Genomic DNA, 23834 nt, shown 5'->3' on the forward strand with positions numbered 1-23834 from the left:
TCCGGCATGACCCCAGGTGATGCGGGAGCCGACTTCGTCGTCGTCGCCAACAGGCTCCCCGTGGACCTCGTCCGCGACGCCGACGGCACCGAGCACTGGAAGGCCAGCCCCGGCGGTCTCGTGACCGCACTGGAGTCCATCCTCAGGGCCAACCACGGCGCCTGGGTGGGGTGGCCCGGCGTACCCGACGCCGCGCCGGAGCCGTTCGACTCCGGCGGCATCCGGCTCCACTCGGTCCAGCTGTCGGCCGAGGACATCTCGCAGTACTACGAGGGCTTCTCCAACGCGACCCTGTGGCCGCTGTTCCACGACGTGGTGGTTCCGCCCGAGTACCACCGCGAATGGTGGAACGCCTACCGCGACGTCAACACCCGCTTCGCCGAGGCCACCGCCGACGCGGCGGCCCCCGGCGCCACCGTGTGGGTCCAGGACTACCAACTCCTGCTCGTCCCGCGCCTGCTGCGCGAGCTCCGGCCCGATCTGACCATCGGGTTCTTCCTCCACATCCCGTTCCCGCCCGTCGAGCTGTTCATGCAGCTGCCGTGGCGGGCGGAACTGGTCGAGGGCATGCTCGGCGCCGACCTGGTGGGCTTCCACCTGCCCGGTGGGGCGGACAACTTCCGCATCCTCGCCAACAAGCTGCGCGGACACCCGTCGGTGCGCCTGACGTCAAGTAAGACCAAGGCCGCCGAGATCCGGGTCGACGACCGCATGGTGCGGGTCGGCGCGTTCCCCATCTCCATCGACTCGGCGGCGGTTGACCGCAGTGCCCGCGCCCGCGAGACACTGGTCCGCGCCGACCGGCTCCGCCACGAGCTGGGCTCCCCCCGGGTGCTCCTGCTGGGCGTGGACCGGCTCGACTACACCAAGGGCATCGACGTGCGGCTGCGCGCGCTCGAGGAGCTGATCGAGGAGGAGCGCCTCGACCCGTCCGAGGTGACGCTGCTGCAGCTGGCCACCCCGAGCCGTGAGCGCGTCGAGCAGTACCAGATCATGCGGTCCCGGATCGAAGAGTCGGTCGGCCGCATCAACGGCATGTACGGCGAAATCGGGCAGCCGGTCGTCACCTACATCCACCGGCCCGTGCCCAAGTCGGAGCTCACCGCGTTCTACGCGGCCGCCGACGTCATGCTGGTCACGCCCGTGCGCGACGGCATGAACCTCGTGGCCAAGGAGTACGTGGCTGCGTGCACCGACGGCGAGGGCGCGCTCGTCCTCAGCGAGTTCGCCGGCGCCGCCAATGAGCTCCGCCAGGCGTATCTGTGCAATCCGCACGATCTGGACGGCGTCAAGGACGCCATCATGTCCGCGATCGACGACCCGCGCGAGGAGCGCCGCCGCCGGATGCGGTCGCTACGGCGTCAGGTGCTGGGCAATGACGTCCACGCGTGGGCGCGCCGCTTCTTCACGACGCTCGACGCCACCTCGAACGCCTGAGTCACAGGACCGGTCTCTCCGGGCGCCCGCGTCACAGGGCGTTGAGCTTGGCCAGCTTCCAGGTGTCGCCCTCGCGCTTCATCTCCAGACTCAGCCGCGACGCCGAACTGGCGGCCTCGGGGGCATCCTTCGTGGAGACCATGCGGTTGAGCATGACCAGCACGGTGACGTTGTCCTGGTCGACCACGTCCTGCGGTGCGGCGGCGGCGACGGTCGCATAGACCGTGGCCTCCTGCTGCTTGGCCGCCGAGGCGACCGTCGGCATGGACTGCTCCACGAACTCGCCGAGCGCCGGCTCGGTGAGGCCGGGTCGCACGGCGGCGAGGTCCGTGTCGACGGTGCGGTGGTCGTAGGTGAACATCTGGGTGGCGATCTCACGCGCCGCGTCGGTCGCCGCGGTCGGCGCGTTCGCGATCTGTTCCTCGGCCGCCGTGGCCTCGCGGGCCTCGACGTACCGCCAGGTGGCCAACCCCGCGACGACGACGAGGACCACCGACACCGCCGCCAGAATTCTGGTCAGCGCCCGCTGGCGGGCCGGGTCCATCGGTTCGCGGGCCGGGGTGTCCCGCACGTTCGCCGTGTGGCCCGCCGGGTCAGCGGAGTCGCCGGGCGTTGCGGCTGCCGCCGGGGTGGATGCGGACGGGGTGGCGGCTGCCGGAGTGGTCGCTGCGCCCGCAGCCGTGGCGGCGACGCCTGCCGCGCCGGGAGACGCCTCCATTCCCTCGAAGAGGCCGCCGGCTCGTGCCGCCTCCATCGCACGCTGGCGCGCGGCATCGGCCTTGCGCTGGGCTCGAGCTGCACGCTCGGCCTCGCGCTGGGCGCGACGGGCCGCGCGGACGTTCGTCTCGGGAGCAGAACGCTCGGATGCACTGCTCTCGGCTGCGCTGCCCTCGGCCGCGCCGGGGTCACGGTTGCTGCTCACGGATGTGATGTCTCCGGCCTCGTTCTCGGTCGCTTTGTCCTCTGCCTCACTCATGGGATGAAGTTCACCCCCGACACCTTCATCACGCCGTCGTCGTGGCGGTTCACCGTGACACGGACGCGGTACTGGCGGTCCTGGTCCTCCTCGGACTTGGGATTGCCGATGGTCTGGTCGATGGCCATGATCACCTCGGCTCTATCGGGATAGGAGTGCTCGACCGCCGCCGCGGACACCGCGCCGTCGGCCACAACGTTGGTGGTGGTGACGACGTCCTCGTACGAGTCGCGGCGCGGAGCGAACTGCTCGGAGAAGTCGCCCTCGATGAGTCCGACGATCTCGTCCACATCCTCCGACAGCGTCTCCTGCCGGATGGTCATGAGCTTGGTCATGACGTCGGTCGCGAAATCACGGTAGGACGCGTCGAGCTCCGCGGAGGAGGCGCGGTCGGCACGGACGGTGGCCGCCTCGTTCCGCTCACTCACCCACAGCCCTGCCGCGACGACCGCCGCGACGAGGCACAGGGCCGCGATCACCGAAACCACGATCAGTCCGGTCCGCCCACCGTCGGTGGGGGTCTGGTCAGACTGTGGCACTAGGTCACTCCGTTCGTCAGGATGTCAGCCAGGTCGGCGTCCGCGGCGAGCCTGCTCTCGGTACCGAGGTTCAGCTGACGATACGTCTTGCCGTCGGCACCGAAGTACTCGCCCGTCTCGGCGTCGTACACCGCGGCGGAGGTGCGGATCTCCGGCTCGCCCGAGGTGGACGACGGCACGACGTCGTAGGCGTTGGGGTTGTTGCCCGGAGGGCCTACCTCGCTGGTGTTGGGCGGATTGGTGCCCTCGGGAACATAGTTGTTGGCGCGGCACTCCTCGGGGGAGGCGCCACGACGGCCCGGGATCTCCATGCACGGCAGGTTACGGGCGCCGCGGGCGGTGGTCTGGGAGTCCATCGGAACCTTGCAATAGATCCCGTTGATCAGCGGCGGCACCGACAGGTCCGCCGGCGACCGGCGCTGGTCGGCGGGGAGAAAGCCCGTCGTGCACGGCGGGGTCTCGTTGATCTGCAGGTTGAAGTCGACCTTGATCTCGCCGGTGTCCTTGGCGCCGTTGATCGCGGTGAGTAGCGACGACACGAGCGCCGGGTAGATCACCAGCAGCTGCTCGATCGAACGGTTGTAGACCACGCCGACCTCGCCCACGCTGACCAGATTGGCCACGAGCACGGGCATGGTGGGCTGCAGCTCGTTGAGCACCTTGGTGGCCCGGCCCAGGGCGTCCGGCCCGCGCTGGATCAACGACGTCACCTGGGGTTCGTTCTCGCGCAGCTGATCGGTGATGTCGGCGATGTTCCGGGTCCACGCGCGGATCGAGTCGGACGAGCGCAACTGCGAGTCGAGCACAGGCTCGGCATCCTCGATGAGCTGACGCGTGACCCCCGAGTTGCGCTGGGCCTCCTCTAGCAGCAGCTGCGCGGAGTCCAGGAACTGCTGCAGGTCGCGGGCCGATCCGTTGAACGCGTCGAACGACTCGGAGATGACGCGCCGCATCTTGGCGTCGTCGATCGACGCCATGAGCACGGTGGCCTGGTCGAGGACCGGGCCGATGCTCTGCGGCATGTCGACGCGGTCCTCGCCGATCACGGTGCCGTCGGCCAAGCGACCCTCCGGCTTCCCTTCGGGCACGAACTCGACGAACTGCTCGCCCACCGCGGACACACTTCGGATCTCGGCACGGACGTTCTCGGGCACGTCGGCACCCGAGTCGAAGTGCAGCTCGGCAACGACCATGCCGGGCTTGAGCGTCACGGAGTCCACGCGGCCGATGGTCTTGCCGAGATAGGAGACGTTGGAGTTCTGGTACAGACCGCCGGTGTCAGGCATCTCCAAGGCGACATCCGTGCGCTGCCAGCCGAGCGCACGAGGCAGCTGGAGATACACCACCGACATGACCAGCAACGCCACGACGGTGACCACAGAGAAGATCGTCAGCTGGATCTTCACGAGCCTGGTCATCGGGGGGCCTCCTCGGTCGGGGTGGCGGGGCCGCCGGTGTCGTCGGCCGGGCCGTCGGCCGGCTGCTCACCGGCTGGCGGGTTCTCGGCGTCCGGGTCGGGCCGGGGCACGTCCAAGGAGAACGGGTCCGGACTGACCGCCGAGCCGGGCGCCAGACCCACGTAACCCTCGAGGCCGGCCATGCGATTGCCGAACTCGGTGCCCAGCAGGAACGTCTCCTCCAGGCGCGGATTGGTGAGGTCGGCGTGGATGTAGAGGTTGGCGTAGTCGCCGCGCAGGAAGTTGTCGATACCGGCCTGCGGGAACGGGAAGGTGATGAGCGAACTCATCACCCGGGTGAGGTCGCGACCCGAGTTGGCCAGCCCCTCGAGCACCGGCGTGAGGTCACGCAGGTTCGCGGCGAGGTTCTGCCCGCCGCCGGCGTCGATGATCTGGTTGGCCTTGTTGCCGAAATCGCCGAGCGAGACCAGCGCGGTGGTCAGTTCCTGCTTCTGGTCGTTGATCAGCCCCACCGCCTCCGGCATCTGCGCGAGCGCGCGGGCGAGGGTGTCGTTCTGCTCGTCGATCTGCCGGGCCAGCCGGTCGAGTCCCTCCATGGCCGCGACGATGTCGGCGCGCTGGTCGTCGAGTCCGCCGACGGTGGTCTCCAGCTGGGTGATGACCTCCTTGGCGTCGAGCTGACGGCCGTCGAGGGCGGTGTTGAGCTCCTGCGAGATCGTCTCGAACTGCGCCAGGCCACCGTCGGTGAGGACCACCGACAGTGCCGAGAGCGTCTGCTCGGTGGTCGGGTAGACACCGGCGCGCTCGATGGGGATGACGTCACCGGCCGCCAGCGTGCCCTCCGCATTGCCGTCCGGCGGCGGGAACAGCTCGAGGTGCTGTGAACCCAACAGGCTGGTCTGCCCGATTTTGGCGTAGGCGTTGGCCGGCAGCCGCACGTCCTCGTTGAGTGAAACCGTGACGATCGCCGTGTAGTCCTCCACACGCATCGCCGCGATGGAGCCGACGTTGACGTCATTGACCCGAACCGGGGAGTTGCGGGTGATGGTCGTGACGTTGGGCATCTCGATGGTGACCTCGTAGGCCCCCTCGCCGTTGCCCTGGGCGCCGGGCAGCGGGAGCGAGTTGAGCCCGTCCCACGCGCAGCCGGCCCCGACCAGCAGGACGGCGCCGCCGAGCGCACCGGCCGCGAGGACCCGCGAACGCGTGGTTCTGCCTGTTGTCCCGATCATGCCGCTCATCACGCACCTCCCGTCACGAGCAGTGTGTCGGTGAGGTTGTCACCCTTGTTGACCACGTTGACCAGGGGGTCGGGGCGGTCCGAGACCGGCTGGACGCCCGGCGCCGTCTGCGTGCCCGGCTTCTGGAGATTCCAGATCTGGTCCGGCTCGGCGGTCGGGGTGATCGGCGGGGCGACCACTCCGTACGGGTAGTTGGAGGTCAACGAGTTGAACAGCGGCCCCATGTACTGGGCGCACAGTTCCGCGTCGGACTCCGCGGTGTTGTTGGCCAGGCCGGCGATCGCGCCGCAGATGAAGTTGGTCGGGTTGGCCATCTGGTTCATCGCCAGCGCACCGTTGAGGGTGCCCTGGTACGGGCGGTAGATGTTGTAGAAATTCGCCATGGCCGTGGGGCCGACGTGCAGGACGCCCTCGAGATCGGCCCGGCGGTCGCGGATCACCTCGGTGGCGCGACCGAGCTTGTCGACGCCCACGGAGAGCCGATCCCCGTTGTTCTCGAGGAATCGGTTGATGTCCATCACGGCGAGGTCGAGGTCGCGCAGGGCGGCGTCGATATCCGCGGTCTGGTCCCCCAGCACCTGCGAGACGCTGGCGAGCTTGCCGCCGAAGGAGACGATCTGCTCCTCGCTCTGGGACAGCGCGGTGACGAACAACTGCAGGTTCTTCAGCGTGGTGAAGAGGTTCTCGCGGCCGTCGGACAGGATCGACATGGTGTGCGAGACCTCATTGAGTGCGTCGCGGATGTCGGCGCCGTTGCCCTCGAACATCGCGTCGGCGGAGTCGACGAAGTCGCCAAGCGGGCCGGTCTTCTCGCCCTCGGCGGGGCTCAGCGCGGTGGACAGCTTCATGAGCTGTTCCTTGACGCCGTCCCACTCGACCGGGACCGCCGTGCGCTCGACGGGGATGGTGCCACCGTCCGGCATCTCCTCGCCGCCGGTGTAGGCCGGGGTGAGTTGGATGAACCGCTCTGCGACCAGAGACTGGGCCACGAGCAGGGCGTTGGCGTCCTCGGGGACAGCCACGTCGTGGTCGACCTTCATGGTGACCTTGGACATCCCGTCCTCCGTCGCGATGTCGGTGATGCGACCGACCTCGACGCCCAATACACGGACGGTGTCGTCCGCGTAGACGCCCTGGGTGGACGGGAAGAACGCGGTGATCGTCTTGGTCCGACCGGAGAAGAACCACACGGCTCCCGCGATCAGGGCCACCACGGCGATCAGGGCGACCACCTTTGCGGCGGTGCCCGGCAGGAATCGGTTCATCGCGGCAACCTCTTCTCGCCCCAGCCGGGGAACTCGTCCATCAGGGTCAGGCCCGGAGTGCCGGGCATCGTGGGTTCTCTGACCAGCCCTGGCTCAGGCTGGACGCGATCGTCGATGAGTGGCATGAGGTCGCGCAGGATCGTCTGCTGGTACTGGCCCAGCGACAGGTTGGACACGTAGGCGTTGAACCAGGGCCCGGAGGCGACCGCCTCACTGAGTGCCGTGGAGAACGGCACGATCCGCCGCAGGCCGAGGTCGATGTCGTCCTTGTTACGGATCAGCAGATCCGACACCTGCTCGAGCTTGTCGAGCGCCGGACCTATCTGCGCCTCGTTGTCCTGCACCAGTCCCGACAGCTGACGGGCGAGCGCGTCGATGTTCACGATGAGCTCGCTCAACGCGCGCTTACGCATGTCGAGCTGGGTGAACAAGATGTTGCCGTCGACCATGAGCTGGTTGATCTGATCGCTGCGCTGACCGAGGACGTCGGTGGTCCCGGCCGCCTTGTCCAGCAGCTCGCGGACGGCCTCGTCCCGCTCGTTGAGTGAACGGGACAGCCGCGTGATGCCGTCGATCGCGCCACGGACCTCCGGCGAGGAGTCTTCCATGGTCTCCGCCAACACATCGAGGGCGTCCTGCACCGAGTCGGTGTCCATGGCCTCGACGGTGTCGCTGAGATCACCGAGGGCCGAGGTCAGCGAATACGGCACGGAGGTCCGGTCGATCGGGATCGTCCGGTCCTCGAGCTCGCCGCGACCGTCGGAGTAGATCCCCAGTGCACGCCGGCCGAGTATCGAGTCCGTCTTGATCTGCGCCGAGGTGTCCGCGCCGAGGTCGACGTCGGTATCGATGTCGAACTTGACCCTGACCTGGTCACCGTCGAGTTGGAGCGTCCGGACCGATCCGACGCGCATGCCGGCCACCTGTACCTCGTCGCCGGCCTTGAGCCCGGCGGCGTCGGCCACGTAGACGGTGCCACCGTGCATGCCGTTGACGTACGGGATGCGGTCGTAGTTCAACGAGACCGCCATGAGGGCGACCACGCCGACCGCACCCCACACCCCGATCATCCGGGGGTCGCGGTCACGGAATCTGAGCTGTCCGCGGGGCGCCTTGGGCGGCGCGCCGTCGTTATTCTTCTTACTCATCGGGGAACGCACACCGTCCCGTCGTCTGCTCGTACTGCGGCAGGTACACCGGCTTGCCGGTGGCCGGGTTCGTGATCGTGACGATCACGCCGCAGAGGTAGAACTGGAAGAAGCTGCCGTAGACGCCGAGCCGGCCCATCTTCTGGAAGTCGGACGGCAGGCGGTTCATCACGTTCTCGACGAACTCCTCGTCGTCATTGATCAGAGTCGCCACGCGGTCGATCTGCGCGATGTCCTCCTTCAGAGACGGGCGCACGTCCGACAGCAGGGTGGTCATGTTGGCACTCGAGTCATTGAGTCGGCTCACGGATTCGGCGAGTGGCTCGGAGTTGGCGGCCAGGCCCGAGACCAACTGTTGGAGGTCGGTGACGATCGAGTCGACGTTCTCCTGGTTGTCGGCGACCGTGGTGAGCACGGAGTTGAGGTTGGTGATGACGTCGCCGATGAGCTGGTCCCTGTCCGCGAGGGTCTGGGTGAGTGACGACGTCGAGGCGAGCAGGTCCTGGATGGTTCCGGATTCACCCTGGAACACCTTGACGATCGACTCGGACAGCTGGTTGACCTGCCCGGGATCGAGCGCCTTGAACAGGGGCCGGAACCCGCCGAGGAGCGCGTCGAGATCGAGCGCGGGCGCGGTCTGCGAGAGTGGCAGTGTGCCGCCCGGCTCGAGCGGAGCCTGGTCACCCTCCCCGCGCTTGAGCTCGAGGTACCGGTCACCGGTGAGGTTCTCGTACCGCACCACGGCCTCGGTGCTCTGGTGGACGATCTGGTTACCCGCGACGGTGAAGCGGACGCGGGCGGTGTTCTCGTCGGCCAGCTCGACCTTCCCGACCTGGCCGACCTCGACGCCGGCGATACGGACCTTGTCGCCGGACTCGAGGCCCGAGACGTCGGTGAAGGCCGCGTTATAGCGCTCGTAGTCGCCGGAGCGGTACTCGCTGAACACCACGACGAGTCCGGCGAGCACCAGGACCATCACGGTGGTGAAGATCCCGAGCTTGACCGCGGTGGCCCGGCCCGCGCGCGCTGCCGCGCGCCCGGCGCTCACGGGTTCCCCCCGTCCATACCGAGCATGACCTGCAGCAGCGTGGGCGGTGCGGGCTGTCCGGGCTCGGAGGGCTTGAGCGGGCCGAAGAGCGGTCCGGGGCGTGAGGTGAACACGTCGGGCATTCCCTCCACGGGGTTGGAGCCGGTGTCGGTGACGACGAACGGCGCGTGGACGCTCGGGTCAGGGAAGGGCAGGCCGTAGCAGTTCGGGCCGGTGCTCGCATTCACCTTCGGCAGGTCCTTGGGGTACTCGTAGGCCCGCGCGCCCTGCTGGAAGCCGGCCTTGAACACCAGCCCGGGCTGATCCCGGCCGCCGAACGCCGGAGTGGCGCCCTCGACGCCCTGGTTGAGGCCGACGATCAGGCAGGTGAGCATCGGCGAGTACTCGCCGAGCAGGCTGGTCGAGGCCCGCAGGTCGGACAGCGCCTTGACCAGCTGGTCGCCGTTCTCGCTCAGCAGCCGCTTTCCGGTCTCGCCGGTGCCGATCGCGGAGGCGAGCAACTGCTCGAAGCGGGCCTGGTTGTTGACGATGTTGGCGCCGACATCGGTGCCGGAGTCGAGAATCCGCATGACGTCCGGGGTGACGTCCGCGTAGAGGTTCGCCACACGCGAGCCCTTGGCGAGGTCTCGCTGGAGCGTCTCGATCTGCGGATTGATCTCCTCCAGGTAGGCGTTGAGGTCCGTGATGGTCTGGCCGATCTGTTCGCCTCGCCCGTCGACGGCTCCGGAGATCGCGCCGAGTGTGGCGTTGAGCTTCTCCGGCTCGATCGCCAGGAGCAGATCCGACAGATCCTGGAACAGGGTGTTCATCTCGGTGGTGACGTTGCCGGCCTGGACAACCGCGCCGGGTTCCAGTGTGGTGGCGTCCGGTGTGGCGGGCGCGCCAAAGTCCACGGACTTGGCACCGAAGACGGTGTTCGACCCGATGGAGACCGGGGAGTTCGCGGGGATCGCCTCGAGCGCGGAAGGATCCACCTCGAGATCCAGGGTCGCGCCGTCGAACTCCTGCGTGATCCGGGTGACGTTACCGATCTCCACACCACGGGACCGCACCTTGGCGTCGGCCTCCATGACCAGACCCGCGCGATCACTACGCACCGTGATCGGGACGCGGCTGTCGAACGCTCGCACGAACAGGAGCAGGGACAGCGCGACCACCACGACGATGAACAACGCCAGGCCCGCGCCCGCGATGCGCTTGGGCACCGTGTCGCTCTGGCTCACCGTCCTCGCCATATCGTCTCTCCTATCCCGACAGGTTGAAGTTGCCGTCTCCGCCGTAGATCGCGAGCGAGACGAGAAGGGTTACCGTCACCACGGCGATGAGCGACGTGCGCACCGCGTTGCCCACCGCCGCGCCGACGCCGGCGGGGCCGCCTGCCGCGTTGTACCCGTGGTACGTGTGGATGAGCATGATCGTGATAGCCATGGCGATGGCCTGGACGAACGACCAGAGGATGTCCGTCGGAATGAGGAACGTCGAGAAGTAGTGGTCGTAGACGCCGCCGGACTGACCGTAGATCTCGACCGTCGCAAACCGGCTCGCCAGGAACGAGGCGATGACGGCGAGCGAGTACAGCGGGATCACCGCGATCATCCCGGCCACGATGCGCGTGGACACCAGGTAGGTCACCGAATCGATGGCCATGACCTCGAGCGCGTCGATCTCCTCGGAGACACGCATGGCGCCCAGCTGGGCGGTGGCGCCGGCGCCGATGGTGGCCGCCAGGCCGATGCCGGCGATCACCGGCGCAGCGATACGGACGTTGATGAACGCGGCGAAGAAGCCGGTGAGCGCCTCGACACCGACATCCGTCAGCGAGGAGAAGCCCTGCACGGCGATGACGCCGCCGGTGGCCAGGGTGAGGAAGGCGACGATGACGACCGTGCCGCCGATCATTGCGAGCGCACCGGTTCCCATGGCGATCTCGGCGATGAGCCGCAGCGTCTCCTTGGGGTACTGGGTCAGCGCGCGGGGCATGGCCGCCAGCGCGCGCCAGAAGAACAGGGCGTGATCGCCGAAGTTGTCGAATCCGCCGATCGCCCGATGGCGAGCACGCGACAGGCGTGGGAACCGCGTGGTCTCTATCACCGCCATGTCACGCCCCCAGAACCTTGACGCCGACGGCGGTGATGACGGTGTTGACCACGAACAGCGCCATGAAGGCGAAGACGACGGTCTCGTTCACCGCATTGCCGACCTCTTTCGGCCCGCCGCGGACGTAGAGCCCCTTGTAGCAGGCGACGAGACCGGCCAGCATGCCGAAGACGCCGGCCTTGACCTGGGCAAGGACGAGTTCGCCCAGCCCGGTCAGGAGCGTGATGCCGTTGACGAACGCGCCGGGGTTGACGCCCTGGAGGAGGACGGAGAACAGGAAGCCGCCGAGGATGCCGATCGTGCACACTAGGCCGTTGAGCAGGAGCGCGACGAACGTCGAGGCGGCCACGCGGGGAACGACGAGACGCTTGACCGGATCGATGCCCAGCACCTCCATCGCGTCGATCTCCTCGCGGATGGTGCGGGCACCGAGGTCGGCACAGATCGCGGTGGCCCCGGCCCCCGCGACGATGAGCACGGTGACCATGGGTCCGACCTGGGTGACCGCACCGAGCGCGGCGCCGGCGCCCGAGAGGTCGGCCGCGCCGATCTCCCGCAGCAGGATGTTGAGCGTGAAGCTCACCAGGACGGTGAACGGGATCGCCACGAGGATCGTGGCCATCATCGACACACGGGCGATGAACCACGACTGGTCGATGAACTCGCGCCCCTGGCGGACGATCGACGGGAACGCGACGAAGGTGTCGAGCGTCATGGCGAAAAAGTCGCCGACCCCCCTGAGTGGCTTGTCGAGAACACTCGCCATGACGCCCCCCTCCTACCTTTCATCCCCCGGATCACAGGTCCCGATCGAGTCACGCGACGGTGAACACCTGGTGTGATCGCGGTAACAAACTAGCTAGAACACGTTCTATCCCGCAAGGGCTTCCTCGGCACCCCCCGAGCGGACCCCTTGCATTATGTGGACGGAATCTAACATGCGCCCCACCCATCACAGCGGCCCCTGGCGTGAACTCGTACAAACACGTCAGGGGCCACCTGTCGGGGTCAGAGCTTCATGATCTCCGCGGCCGAGAAGGACTTGTCCTCCGCGCGCCCTGACCAGTGCCCCGACACAGCATCAGCGAACGCGCGACGATCCCAGACGCCCCCTGAAGCGTCGAACCGCTTCTCCACGACCGGGGCCTCGACGAGCGCCACCATTCCGCCATATACCACGAACAGCTGCCCCGACACCCCCGCCGCCGCCGGCGACGCGAGATAGGAGACGAGGTCGGCGACGCGGTCCGGAGACAGCGGGTCCGGCCCCTGCGACTCGTCCCACGCCTCGAAGACCGCCTCGGTCATCCCGGTGCGCCCACGGGGGGCGATGGCGTTGGCCGTGCACCCGATACGGCCGAGCACGCGCGCCGCCGAGAGCGTGAGCGCGGTGATGCCGGCCTTGGCGGCGCCGTAGTTGGCCTGACCGGGAGGTCCGAAGAGCCCGGCCTCGGACGAGGTGTTGATGAGGCGGCCGTAGATCGGCGCACTGCCCTCGGTGCGCTTCTTGTCCTCCGCGCGCCAGTGGGCGGCGGCGTTACGGGTGAGCAGGAAGTGCCCACGCAGGTGGACCTTCACCACCGCGTCGAAATCCTCGTCGGACATGTTGAAGAGCATCTTGTCGCGGGTGATACCCGCATTGTTGACGACGACGTGCAGGCCGCCCAGCTTGATGGCCTCGGCCATCATCGCGTCGGCGGTCTCCCGCTCGGAGACGTCGCCCACGACGAGAGCCGCCTTGGCTCCCGCTGCCTCGATATCCGCGATCACCGCATCCGTGGCCTCGGAGGCCCGGATGTCGTTGATCACGACAGCGGCCGCGCCCGACCGGGCCAGCTCAACGGCTTCCGAGGCCCCCAGGCCCGAGCCGGAGCCGGTGACCACGGCCACCCGGCCGTCGAGGGACAGATCCTGATCGAGCATTCCGCGTTTCTCCTCCACACTCACTCGACGGCCTTGAGTGCCGCCATGGGACATTTCTCCACAGCCTTGAGGGCCCGCTTCTGGAGCTCCTCGGGCACCTCGTCCACGATGACGCGAACGATCTCGTCGTCGTCGTTCAACTCGAAGACCTTGGGTGCGAGGCCCACGCACACGGCCTGCCCCTCGCAGCGGTCGGGATCCACTTCAATCCGCATACCTGTTCTCCTTGGTCGGTCCAGCGGGCACGGCGCCCCCGGGGCTGGGTCGATTCTATGTGAGCCGGGACACTAGAACGTGTTCCTACTCGAGCATGAGTGTAAGTCACCGGCCACGGTCGGGCCGCACTCGCGCCGAGCCCCGCCATCCGGCGCCCCACGGTGTTAGCGTGATTCGGATAACTGGAACACGTTCCAACCGCAACGACAGGCATAGGGACCCATGGACATCACCTACACCCCCGATCAGCAGCGGCTGCGCGGCGAGTTGCGAGAGTATTTCTCGGCGCTGATGACGCCCGAGCGACGTGAGGCGTTCACCTCGACCACCGGCGAGTACGGCCACGGCAACGCCTACCGCGAGATCGTCGCGGAGATGGGCCGCGACGGCTGGCTGACCCTGGGCTGGCCCGAGGAGTTCGGCGGCCGCGCCCGCCCGATGATCGACCAGCTCATCTTCACCGACGAGGCGGCGATCGCCGGCGTGCCGGTGCCCTTTCTCACCATCAACTCGGTCGCGCCGACGATCATGGCGTTCGGCTCGGACGAGCAGAAGAACTACTTCCTCCCGCGCATCAGCCGCGGCGAGCTACACTTCGGCATCGGTTACTCCGAGCCCGACTCCGGCACCGATCTCGCGTCGCTTCGTACGCGCGCGGTCCGCGAGGCCGGGACCGGCGAGCACGAGGGCCGGGACGTCTACCGGATCAACGGCCAGAAGATGTGGACGTCGCTCGTCGCGTACGCCGACTGGATCTGGCTGGCCGCCCGCACCGATCCGGACGCGGGGCGCCACAAGGGCATCTCGATGATCGTCGTGCCCACCACCGCCGAGGGCTTCTCGTGGACCCCGGTGCACACCATGGCCGGCCCCGACACGAGCGCGACCTACTACCAGGACGTGGTGGTCCCGGCGAGCAACCTCGTCGGCCCCGAGCACGGCGGCTGGCCGCTGATGACCAACCAGCTCAACCACGAGCGCGTCGCCCTCACCTCCGCCGGGCCGCTGCAGGCCTCGCTGCGACAGGTGCTCGCCTGGGCGCAGGCCACCCGATCCGCCGAGGTCGGCCTGCTCGGCGACGGCATGGTGATCGAGCACGAATGGGTCCGCACCCACCTCGCGCGCGTCCACGCGATGGCCGAGTACTTGGCACTGCGCAACTGGGAGATCGTCTCCGCGGACACCGCAGCGCCGACCCGCATCGCCGCCTCGGCCACCAAGGTGTACGGAACCGAGACCGCGTGCGAGGCATACCGCCTGCTCATGGAGGTGCTCGGCTCGTCGGGTCACCAGCGGTCCCACTCCCCCACCGCGGCGCTGCACGGCCGCATCGAGCGCCTGCACCGCTCGGCCCTCATCCTCACGTTCGGCGGCGGCACCAACGAGGTGCAGCGCGACATCATCGCCGCAGCCGGCCTCGGACTGCCGCCGGCGCCGCGCGTCGCGCCGGCCCCCGCCAGCACCGCCCGGAAGGACAGCTGACATGGATTTCTCCGTCGACGACACCACCGCAGAGCTGGCCGGACTCGTCCGCGAGATAGGCGAGCAGCTGGTCACCGACGAGTCCCTGCGCGAACTCGACGCCCGCTTCGGCCCCGGTACCGAGTCCGGCGGGACCGACCGGGAGACCGCCCGCTTCCATGCCCGGTGCTGGGACGAGCTGGTGCGCGCGGGTGTGCCCGCCGCGCTGGCGCCCGAGCCCCTCGGCGGTGCCGGGCTGGGCGTGGTGGCGGACGTGCTGGTGCTCCGCGAGCTGGGCCGCGTGCTCGCGCCCGTGCCGCTGAGCCCGGCGATTCGGGCATCCCACCTGCTCGCCGCGACCGGCCTGACCGATCTTGCGGCCGCCGTGGCCGAGGGGCGCGAGATCGCCGCCGTGGCCGACGGCAGCTCGCCCGAGGTGGACTGGGCACCGGTCGCCGATCTGGTCCTCCGGGCAAACGGCGACGGCCTGCACGTTGCCGACCGCGACTCGGTGAGCGTCGAGCGCACAGTGCCCGTGGACTTCTCCTGCGCCGGCGTGGTCACCGGAGATCTTGGAGAACCGGCTCCGCTGCCGGAGGGCGCAGCCGCCTTCGACGCCCTCACCCGCCGCGTCCACCTGGCCGCCTATCAGTGGGGGGTGATCGAGGCCGCGCTCGAGCGCACAGCCGCCTATGCCACCACTCGTCACCAGTTCGGTCGGCCCATCGGCTCATTCCAGGCCGTCGCGGCCCGGCTGGCCGACGGGATGATCGACGTGGACGCGGTCCGCCTGTCCACCCTGCGCGCGGCCTACGAGCTCGACGCCTGTAGTGGCCACCCGGGGTCCGCCGCCCGGGACGCTGTCGCCTCCGCCCATTTCTGGGCCTGCGACGCCGGCCACCGCCTCGCCCACAGCGCCGTACACATCCATGGCGGCGTGGGCCTGGACCGCTCCGAGCCCGCGCACCGCTACTTCCTCGCCGCCAAGGCCGGCGAGTTCCGTCTCGGTGGCGCCACCCGGCAGCTGCTCGACCTGGGCGACGTGCTGGCCACCGACGGAGACCCGTGGGAGTACTCGGCATGAGCGCCGCTGTGCGGACGATCGCCGATGTCGCCGCCGAGCCGTTCCGCTCGGTCGCCGACGCGGTGCACGCCCTGTCCGAGATCGACGACCGCGGCATCTGGGCCGACGGCCAGCTCACGCCCTGGTCGCAGGCGACCCGGGAGAGCGCCGTGCGGATCGCAGCACTGCGGGAACTGATGGGGTCGCGGGCGGACGTGTCGTCGTCGTCGGACTCGTCACCCGGCGCCCCCGCCGCGCCGGACGCGCCGCATCCCCACGTCGGGCTCCTCATGTCCGGCACCCCGGAGTACCTTCACCTGCTCGGCGCGGCGGCGTGCTCGGAGCTCGTCGTGGCCGGCCTCAACCCCACGCGGCGCGGCGAGGCACTCCTGCGCGACGCGACGCTGGCGAACTGCGCCGTCATCCTCACCGACGCGGACAACGAGGCCCTCCTCGACGGCCTCGACGCCGGCGTCCCGGTGATCTCGGTGGACTCGCCGGAGTGGTCGTCGCTGCTGACCCGACACGCCGACGCCACTCTGCCCGCCCCGGACACCGTCCCCACCGGCGCCGACGACCTGGTGGCGCTCGTGTTCACCTCCGGCACCAGCGGCGACCCCAAGGCCGTGCGCATCACCCAGTCCAAAATATCGGTGCCGGGGCGGATGCTCGCCGAGCGGTTCGAGATGGGACCGGCCGACTGCGTGTACAGCGCGATGCCGCTCTTCCACTCCAACGCCGTGATGGTGGCCTGGCCGATCGCACTGTTCGCGCAGTGCTCGATCGCCCAGCGCCGCCGCTTCACCGCGTCGGGCTGGCTGGACGACGTCCGCCGCTACGGTTGCACGTTCGCCAACTACGTGGGCGCGCCTCTGTCCTACATCCTCGCCACCGCCGAACGGCCCGACGACGCCGACAATCCCATGCGCGTCGTCTACGGCAACGAGGCCCCCGCCGACGTGCGGCACGAGTTCACCCGCCGCTTCGGCGCGCGTGTGGTCGACGGGTTCGGCTCCAGCGAGGGCGGTCTGTCCATCTCGCGCACGCCCGACACCCCGGACGCCGCGCTCGGTCCGCTGCCCGCGGGCGTGCGGATCGTCGATGTGGAGACCGGCGCCGAATGCCCACGCGCCCGGTTCGACGCCGACGGCGCGCTGGTCAACCCCGACGAGGCCGTGGGCGAGATGATCGCCGACGGGCCCGGCCTGTTCGCCGGGTACTGGGGCGACCCGTCCGCCGACGCGGAGAGGATGCGCGGGGGACGTTTCCACTCCGGCGACCTGGCGTATGTCGACGACGACGGGTACGTCTACTTCGCCGGGCGCTCCGGCGGGTGGATGCGTGTCGACGGCGAAAATCTTGCCGCAGCACCGATCGAGCGCGTGCTGCGGCGTCATCCCGATGTGGCCGAAGTGGGCGTCTACGCCGTGCCGGCGGCCGAGGTGCGCGGCCCCGGCGCCATCGGTGATGCCGTGGCCGCGGCGGTGGTGCTGCGCGGCGACACCGATGCCACGGTGGCCTGCTGGTTCGCCGAGGGGCTCGGTGACTTCCTGGCCGGGCAGCACGATCTCGGTCCCAAGCAGTGGCCGACGCTGCTTCGGATCACCTCGGCACTGCCGCGGACCGCGAGCTTCAAGTTCCGGGCCCGCGACCTCACCGCACTCGGCGCCGAGCCCGCCGGGGACCGGGTGTGGGTGCGCGGGCAGGGGGCAGAGGGGTTCTCGCCGTCGGCGTGATCCGCTCAGGGGGCTCAGGGGCAGCCCCCGTCTTCTCGCCGCCCGGTTCTGAGTACCATCAGCGTGCGACACGCCGATCGGATTCTCGCTGATGGTGCCTAACTTGCTCGCGGAGTGCGCATCACGCTGAACGAGCAGCGCAGGCCACGCGGGTAGGTTCGGAGCGTGCCCTCTACCGCGAACACCGGCCGCCGGTCTGACGATCATCCCGACTTCCCCGACGACCCCGACTCCCCCGGCGCGGGTCACGAGGTGGCCGAGGACGACGACTTCGGTATCGCCGCCATCCCGCCCAAGCCATTACTCCGGGGCTGGATCCACGCCGGCACGCTGCCGGTGGCGATCGCACTGGGCGTTGTACTCACCACGCTGGCAGATGGCACCGCGCTGAAGTGGGCGTGTGTGGTGTTCCTGGCGACCTCGTCGCTGCTGTTCGGAATCTCGGCGCTCTATCATCGGGGCAACTGGTCCCCACGGGCCGCGGCACTGATGCGACGGCTGGACCACTCGAATATCTTCCTGCTCATCGCCGGTACGTACACGCCGATGACGGTGGCCGCACTCGAGCCGCCGGCCAGCACGATCCTGTTGGTCGTCGTGTGGACGGGCGCGCTGCTGGGGATCGCGTTCCGGCTGTTCTGGCTCTCGGCCCCGCGTTGGCTGTACGTGGTGCTGTACATCGTCCTGGGCTGGACCGCGGTGTGGTTCGCCGGTGACCTCATCAACGTGGATCCCGTCGCTGTGGGCCTGGTGCTGGCCGGCGGCCTCGCCTACACGGGCGGCGCGGTGGTGTACGGGCTCAAGCGACCCGACCCGGTGCCGGGCGTGTACGGCTTCCACGAGGTGTTCCACACGTGCACGGTCGTGGCGTTCGCCTGCCACTGGGCCGCGATGCTGCTGTTCGTCCTCGGCAGCTGAGTTCGCGCCGCCCCGCAGGCCGACCCCCGCAGGCCGACCCCCGCACGCCGACCCGCGCCCGGTTGCAAGACATCGCTCCGCAGTCGCAAGACAAATCACGCGAGATTCGGCTTCGAAATCGAACCTCCTGTCTTGCAGCTCGGGGGCGACGTCTTGCAACTGAGGGGGCTGCCTCGAAATGGCCAGCCAGCTCAGCCCAGCGAGGCCCGCAGCCGCTCGACGGCCGCCTCGTACTCGGCGACAATCTGCGCCATCGTGTCGGCGACCGGCACGATGCCGTCTAGCGAACCGATGATCTGCCCGGCCGGCATGGCCACGACCTCGGGGTCCTGGGCCTCGGAGATGCGCTGGTGCGCCTCGGCCACGAGCAGGTTCTGCAGCGGCATCGGCAGCGCATCGGGCGCGTCGTCAGCGGCCCAGGCGTCGGTCCACTTGCTCTTGAGCAGCCGGGCCGGCTTGCCGGAGTAGATGCGGCTGCGGACGGTGTCGCGGCTGGTCGCGGCGAGCAGCGCCTTCTGCATGGCGCGCGAGCCACCGTCCTCGGCGTACTCGGCGGCGGTGAGCCAGCGCGAGCCCATCCAGGCCCCCTGCGCGCCCATGCCGACCACGGCCGCGACCTGCGTGCCGTCGCCGAGCCCGCCGGCGGCGAGCACGGGCGCCCGGCCGTCGAGCGCGCGGATGATCTCGGGCACGAGCACCATCGTCGCCACCTCACCGGTGTGCCCGCCGGCCTCGCCACCCTGGGCGATCACGATATCGACCCCGTTCTCCACGTGCGCCAACGCGTGCTTGGTGCTACCGGCGAGCGCCGCGACCTTGAGTCCTGCGGCGTGCGACTGCTCGATCACCTCGACCGGCGGCGATCCGAGCGCGTTGGCGATGAGCACCGGCCGGTGCTTCAGCGCCACGTCGACGTGCGACTGCGCCACCGAGTGGAGCCAGCCCAGCACGCCGGCGTTCTTCCCGGCGTCGTCGCCGAGCGGCGGCACGCCGAGGTCGTCGAGGACGCGGTTGACGAAGGCCTTGTGCTCCTCGGGGATCATGGCGCCCAGGTCCATCGAGCTGCCCTCGGTGGGCACCTTGTTGGGCATCACCACGTCGACGCCGTACGGCTTGCCGTCGGTGTTGGCGTCCATCCAGGTGAGGACCTCGTCGAGCTCGGCCGGGTCGTTGTAGCGGACGGCGCCGAGCACACCCATGCCACCGGCGCGCGTCACGGCGGCGGCCACGTACTTGGACGGGGTGAACGCGAAGATCGGGTATGCGATCCCGAACTCCTCGGCGAGGGCGGTCTTGATGCTCACTTGGTTATCTCCTGGCTGTCTGCGGCGGGGCGGGACGCGGCGATCTCCGCGGCCCAGCGGTAGTCGGGCTTGCCCGCGGGGTTCCGCTTGACGGCGGGTTCGACCCACAGTGCGCGCGGGCACTTGTATCGGGCGATCTCCTTGCGGGCGTACTCGTTGAGCTCCTCGATCGGCGGGCAGGTGCCGTCGCGGGTCTGGAGGACGGCGGCGACCTGCTGGCCCATGCGCTCGTGCGGGACACCGATCACCAGCGCGTCGTACACGTCCGGGTGGGTCTTGAGCGCTGCTTCGACCTCTTCGGGGTGCACCTTCTCGCCGCCGGTGTTGATGGACACCGAGCCGCGGCCGAGCATGGTGACGGTGCCGTCTTCCTCGACGCGGGCGTCGTCGCCGGGGATCGCGTAGCGCTTGCCGTTATAGGTACGGAAGGTCTCGGCGGTCTTGGCCTCGTCCTTGTAATAGCCCAGCGGGATGTGCCCGGTACGCGCCACCTTGCCGATGACCCCGGATCCGGGCTGGACCTCGTTGCCGTCGTCGTCGAGCACGGTGGTCTCGCCGTCGATCATCACGCGGGGACCACCGGTGTGGTTCTTGCCCTTCTCGGCGGTGGAGAGGCCGGAGAATCCGGTCTCGGAGGAGCCGATCGCGTCGGAGAGCATGAGGTTGGGGAATGCGTCGACGAACTGGTCCTTGACGGAGGGCGAGAGCAGGGCCGCGGAGGAGCCGATGTAGAGCAGGCTCGAGGCGTCGTACTTCTCGGGGTCCCAGGCCTCGATCATGGGGCGGGCCATGGCGTCGCCGGTGATGAACATGAGGTTGATCTTGCGGTCGGTGATGGTCTGCCACACGGCCTCGGCGTCGAACTCGGGGACGAGCACGCTGGTGTGGCCGGCGAACAAGGCCATGAGGATGGCCCACTGGGCGCCGCCGTGGATGAGCGGCGGGAGGGCGGCGCGGACCAGGACGCCGCCGTCGACGGCATTGTTGGCGAGCTCCCACTCGTCGGCGACCTTCTCGCCGGTGAGGAAGTTGATGCCGCCGCCGAGGACCATGAACACGTCCTCCTGCCGCCACACGACGCCCTTGGGGAAGCCGGTGGTTCCGCCGGTGTAGAGCATGTAGATGTCGTCGTTCGAGCGTTCGCCGAAGTCGCGCTCGGCGGGCTGGGCGGCCAGCGCGTCCTCGTAGTGGGAGACGGTGACGCCGGTGGGGACCTGCGGGTCGGGGCCGTCGGTGCCGTCCTCGACCACCACCACGTGGGTGACGCCCGGGGTCTGCGGGAGGGCTTCGGCGAGGACGTCGGTGTAGCGACGTTCGACGACGACGACAACGCTGTCCGAGTTGTTCAGCAGATACTCGAGTTCGGGCGCGACGTAGCGGAAGTTGACGTTGACCATGACCGCGCGGATCTTGAAGATCGCGACCATCGTCTCGACGGCTTCGATGGTATTGCGGCTGTAGACCGCGACCTTCCCCTCGGGGCCCACGCCGACAGATCGGAGGTGGTGCGCGAGGCGGTTGGCGCGCTCCTCCAGTTCGCGGAATGTCAGGACCCGATCACCCTGGACCAGGACCTCGCGGTCCGGCACGCGATCGACGCTGTGCTCGACAAGATCTCCGATGGTGTAAGCCATGCCACCAAAGTAGAACGTGTTACCGTCCCGTGGTGAGTGTTACTTGAATCTCACTTCGACCAGTTTTCCCAGGAGGCTCCGTTGACCAGCGCCGTCACGCCCGAGGACCAGCACCTGCTCACCGAGCGGCGCGGTCATGTCCTGATCGTCACGATGAACCGGCCCGAGGCGCGCAACGCCCTGTCGGGGCCGATGATGCGCGGCATGGAGGCCGCCTGGGACCTGGTGGACTCCGACCCGGAGATCCGCGCGTGCATCCTCACCGGCGCGGGTGGCTACTTCTGCGCCGGGGCCGACCTCAAGGCCATGAACAAGGACGCCCCGGGAGATAAGTTCGCCGGTGGTGGCTGGGATCTGACGAAGCTCCCGGCGCTGCTCAAGGGGCGCCGGTTGAGCAAGCCGCTCATCGCCGCGGTCGAGGGCCCGGCCATCGCGGGCGGCACCGAGATTCTGCAGGGAACCGACATCCGCGTGGCTGGACGTTCGGCCAAGTTCGGTGTCTCGGAGGCGCGCTGGGGTCTGTACCCGCTGGGCGGTTCGGCTGTGCGGCTGGTCCGCCAGATCCCGTACACGGTGGCGATGGAGGTTCTCATGACCGGCCGCCATCTCACCGCCGAGGAGTCCGAGCGCTTCGGGCTGATCGGCCACGTGGTGGACGACGGCTCGGCGCTGGACAAGGCGCTCGAGATCGCCGAGGCGATCGCCGCCAACGGCCCGCTCGCTGTGCAGGGAATGATCGAGACCATCCGGCGCACCGAGGGCATGCACGAGGAGGAGGCCTTCAAGATCGACGCCGAGGTGGGCGGCCGCGTGTTCGCCTCCGCCGACGCCAAGGAGGGCCCGCGCGCCTTCGCCGAGAAGCGCAAGGCCGAGTTCCGGGGAGAGTAACCCCGGCGCTTCGCCCGCCACACTCGGCCCCTCCGCGGGCGCGGGGCTAGAACCCCAGCCGCGTCCGCAGTTTCATCGCGCCGAAGTACATCGACGCCTGCTTCTTCTTGTCCGGCCCGAACGGCGGCACCATGAAGTCGGCGGCGGAGTAGTCGAACGAGTGCAGAGCCACGGCACGCTCGTGCGTGAAGGTCCGGAAGCCGTAGTGGCCGTGGTAGGAGCCCATGCCGGAGTTCCCGACGCCGCCGAACGGGATGGCGGAGGAGACCATGCCGATGCCGAAGTCGTTGCCGTAGATGTTGCCGGAGCGGGTGCGGTCGGCCACAGTCTCGAACCGCTCGTTCTTGTCTCCGTACCAGTACAGGACGAGCGGGCTGGGCCGGTCGTTGATGTACCGGATCGCCTCGTCGATGCTCGAGTAGCGGAACACGGTGAGGACGGGACCAAACACCTCGTCGGAGTCGATGTCCATCTCGGGCGTCACCCCGGTGAGCAGGGTGGGCGCGATCTTCCGGGTGAGCGCGTCCGGCAACCGCTCCCCCGTCGGCGTCGCGTCGCGCTTGGTCGCACCCTTGGTCACGGCGTCGTCCACCAGGCCGACGATCCGCTCGTAGTTCGAGGTGTTGACCGTGGCCGTGTAATCAGGATTGCCGACGATCGCCGGCAGGGTACGGCGCCACTGGTCCAACACGGTGTCGCAGAACGCGTCGTAATGATCGTCGTGCACGAACACGTAGTCCGGGCACATGCAGACCTGGCCACCGTTGACCAGGCGGGCGGAGGCGATGTTGCGGGCTGCCCGCCTGACATCGGCGGAGGTGTCCACGACCACCGGGTTCTTGCCGCCCAGCTCGAGCGTCACCGGGGTGAGGTTCTCGGCGGCGTCCTTGGCGACGGACTTACCCACGCCCGGTGAGCCGGTGAAGAACAGGTGGTCGTAGGCCAGCTTGGAGAAGTCGGCGCCGCGGCCGTGTTCGGGTCCGGCGATGGCCAGCTCATCCACGGAGAAGTAGTCGGGCGCCCGCCTGCACAGCACCTCGGTGGTGCGGGCAGTGACGGAGGAGGGCCGGATCATCACGCGGTTGCCGGAGGCCAGCGCGGACCCGGCCGGGACGATCGTGAGGTAGAGCGGGAAGTTCCAGGGCCCGATGATCCCCACCACGCCCTTGGGGTCGTGCCGGACCTCCTGCTGGAAGCCCAGCTTGTCGAGGGCGCGGGAGATTTGGGTGGGCTTCATCCACTTCTTGACGTTCTTTCGCTGGTGGTCCAGGTCCGGCATCGAGGACGCGATGTCGGTGAGCGTCGACAGCGTCTCGGGCCGGGAGCCGTAGTCCTCGCGCATCGCCTCGGTGAGCTCGGCGGCGTTGTCCAGGATGAGCCGCTTGAGCCGAAGGATCCGGTCACGACGGACCTTGGCGCTGGGCTGCGGGTCGGCGAGAAACGCCTGCTTCTGCCGCTCGAGGATCTGGGCGAGGGTGAGGTCGCGGGCGGTGGGTGTGGTGACCATGCCCCCAGGGTAGAA

21 protein-coding genes are annotated in these 23834 nt (G+C 68.9%); 6 read left to right on the forward strand and 15 right to left on the reverse strand.

All coding sequences use genetic code 11. The features are described 5' to 3' along the window. Positions 1 to 6 precede the first annotated feature (6 nt). Complete coding sequence (locus tag K3888_RS14395) at positions 7 to 1437, forward strand: alpha,alpha-trehalose-phosphate synthase (UDP-forming) (protein ID WP_230931050.1); 1431 nt, start codon at positions 7 to 9, stop codon at positions 1435 to 1437. Positions 1438 to 1468: 31 nt separating this feature from the next. On the opposite strand, the gene K3888_RS14400 is transcribed toward K3888_RS14395, so the two are convergent. The 12 genes from K3888_RS14400 to K3888_RS14455 form a co-directional block, all read right to left on the reverse strand. Next, positions 1469 to 2413, reverse strand: a complete 945-nt coding sequence (locus K3888_RS14400; protein ID WP_230930971.1) for a hypothetical protein — start codon at positions 2411 to 2413, stop codon at positions 1469 to 1471. Continuing rightward, a complete protein-coding gene (locus K3888_RS14405; RefSeq protein ID WP_230930972.1) occupies positions 2410 to 2952 on the reverse strand; it encodes an Rv1363c family protein in 543 nt (180 codons plus the stop codon). Before K3888_RS14405 ends, K3888_RS14400 begins: the two co-directional genes overlap by 4 nt. After that, a complete protein-coding gene (locus K3888_RS14410) occupies positions 2952 to 4370 on the reverse strand; it encodes an MCE family protein (protein ID WP_230930973.1) in 1419 nt (472 codons plus the stop codon). Before K3888_RS14410 ends, K3888_RS14405 begins: the two co-directional genes overlap by 1 nt. Beyond that, positions 4367 to 5611 carry an MCE family protein gene (locus K3888_RS14415; RefSeq protein WP_230930974.1) on the reverse strand — a complete coding sequence of 415 codons (1245 nt, stop codon included), beginning with the start codon at positions 5609 to 5611 and terminating at the stop codon, positions 4367 to 4369. Before K3888_RS14415 ends, K3888_RS14410 begins: the two co-directional genes overlap by 4 nt. Next, positions 5611 to 6876: an MCE family protein gene (locus K3888_RS14420; RefSeq protein WP_230930975.1), complete on the reverse strand. Its 1266-nt coding sequence runs from the start codon at positions 6874 to 6876 to the stop codon at positions 5611 to 5613. Before K3888_RS14420 ends, K3888_RS14415 begins: the two co-directional genes overlap by 1 nt. Beyond that, entirely contained in the window at positions 6873 to 8024 is a 1152-nt protein-coding gene (locus K3888_RS14425; protein ID WP_230930976.1) for an MCE family protein, read from the reverse strand. The genes K3888_RS14420 and K3888_RS14425 overlap by 4 nt, the downstream gene beginning before the upstream one ends. Further along, positions 8017 to 9072, reverse strand: coding sequence for an MCE family protein (locus K3888_RS14430; protein ID WP_230930977.1), 1056 nt, complete (start codon positions 9070 to 9072; stop codon positions 8017 to 8019). Before K3888_RS14430 ends, K3888_RS14425 begins: the two co-directional genes overlap by 8 nt. Beyond that, entirely contained in the window at positions 9069 to 10307 is a 1239-nt protein-coding gene (locus tag K3888_RS14435; protein WP_230930978.1) for an MCE family protein, read from the reverse strand. Before K3888_RS14435 ends, K3888_RS14430 begins: the two co-directional genes overlap by 4 nt. A 10-nt stretch (positions 10308 to 10317) precedes the next feature. After that, on the reverse strand, positions 10318 to 11169 hold the full coding sequence (locus tag K3888_RS14440; protein ID WP_230930979.1) for an MlaE family ABC transporter permease: 852 nt from the start codon (positions 11167 to 11169) through the stop codon (positions 10318 to 10320). 1 nt (position 11170) lies between these two features. Continuing rightward, positions 11171 to 11935 carry an MlaE family ABC transporter permease gene (locus K3888_RS14445; RefSeq protein WP_230930980.1) on the reverse strand — a complete coding sequence of 255 codons (765 nt, stop codon included), beginning with the start codon at positions 11933 to 11935 and terminating at the stop codon, positions 11171 to 11173. Between the two features lie 242 nt (positions 11936 to 12177). After that, positions 12178 to 13092, reverse strand: coding sequence for a 3-oxoacyl-ACP reductase (locus tag K3888_RS14450; protein WP_230930981.1), 915 nt, complete (start codon positions 13090 to 13092; stop codon positions 12178 to 12180). A 20-nt stretch (positions 13093 to 13112) separates the two neighbouring features. Continuing rightward, positions 13113 to 13307, reverse strand: coding sequence for a ferredoxin (locus K3888_RS14455; protein WP_182631440.1), 195 nt, complete (start codon positions 13305 to 13307; stop codon positions 13113 to 13115). A 223-nt stretch (positions 13308 to 13530) separates the two neighbouring features. Here K3888_RS14455 and K3888_RS14460 point away from each other — a divergent pair, with 223 nt between their 5' ends. The 4 genes from K3888_RS14460 (at position 13531) to trhA (ending at position 18486) form a co-directional block, all read left to right on the forward strand. Then, the gene (locus K3888_RS14460) at positions 13531 to 14790 is read left to right on the forward strand and encodes an acyl-CoA dehydrogenase family protein (protein WP_230930982.1); all 1260 of its coding nucleotides are present in this window, start codon (positions 13531 to 13533) and stop codon (positions 14788 to 14790) included. Between the two features lies 1 nt (position 14791). Further along, the gene (locus K3888_RS14465; RefSeq protein WP_230930983.1) at positions 14792 to 15853 is read left to right on the forward strand and encodes an acyl-CoA dehydrogenase family protein; all 1062 of its coding nucleotides are present in this window, start codon (positions 14792 to 14794) and stop codon (positions 15851 to 15853) included. Then, positions 15850 to 17568, forward strand: a complete 1719-nt coding sequence (locus K3888_RS14470; RefSeq protein WP_230930984.1) for an AMP-binding protein — start codon at positions 15850 to 15852, stop codon at positions 17566 to 17568. The genes K3888_RS14465 and K3888_RS14470 overlap by 4 nt, the downstream gene beginning before the upstream one ends. A gap of 165 nt (positions 17569 to 17733) precedes the next feature. Continuing rightward, positions 17734 to 18486: a PAQR family membrane homeostasis protein TrhA gene (gene trhA, locus K3888_RS14475; protein ID WP_230930985.1), complete on the forward strand. Its 753-nt coding sequence runs from the start codon at positions 17734 to 17736 to the stop codon at positions 18484 to 18486. A 191-nt stretch (positions 18487 to 18677) separates the two neighbouring features. On the opposite strand, the gene K3888_RS14480 is transcribed toward trhA, so the two are convergent. Together K3888_RS14480 and K3888_RS14485 are read right to left on the reverse strand one after the other, a co-directional pair. Next, positions 18678 to 19784 carry an NAD(P)H-dependent flavin oxidoreductase gene (locus K3888_RS14480; protein ID WP_230931051.1) on the reverse strand — a complete coding sequence of 369 codons (1107 nt, stop codon included), beginning with the start codon at positions 19782 to 19784 and terminating at the stop codon, positions 18678 to 18680. A 2-nt stretch (positions 19785 to 19786) separates the two neighbouring features. After that, entirely contained in the window at positions 19787 to 21424 is a 1638-nt protein-coding gene (locus tag K3888_RS14485) for an acyl-CoA synthetase (RefSeq protein ID WP_230930986.1), read from the reverse strand. 81 nt (positions 21425 to 21505) lie between these two features. On the opposite strand from K3888_RS14485, the gene K3888_RS14490 reads away from it, so the two are divergent. Then, positions 21506 to 22312, forward strand: a complete 807-nt coding sequence (locus tag K3888_RS14490) for a crotonase/enoyl-CoA hydratase family protein (RefSeq protein WP_269075228.1) — start codon at positions 21506 to 21508, stop codon at positions 22310 to 22312. 46 nt (positions 22313 to 22358) lie between these two features. Here the strand turns inward: K3888_RS14490 and K3888_RS14495 are convergent, their stop codons facing one another. Then, on the reverse strand, positions 22359 to 23819 hold the full coding sequence (locus K3888_RS14495; RefSeq protein WP_230930987.1) for an aldehyde dehydrogenase family protein: 1461 nt from the start codon (positions 23817 to 23819) through the stop codon (positions 22359 to 22361). Positions 23820 to 23834: the final 15 nt, after the last annotated feature.

Source organism: Dietzia aurantiaca (assembly GCF_021033825.1).
GTDB classification, from domain to species: Bacteria; Actinomycetota; Actinomycetes; order Mycobacteriales; family Mycobacteriaceae; genus Dietzia; species Dietzia aurantiaca.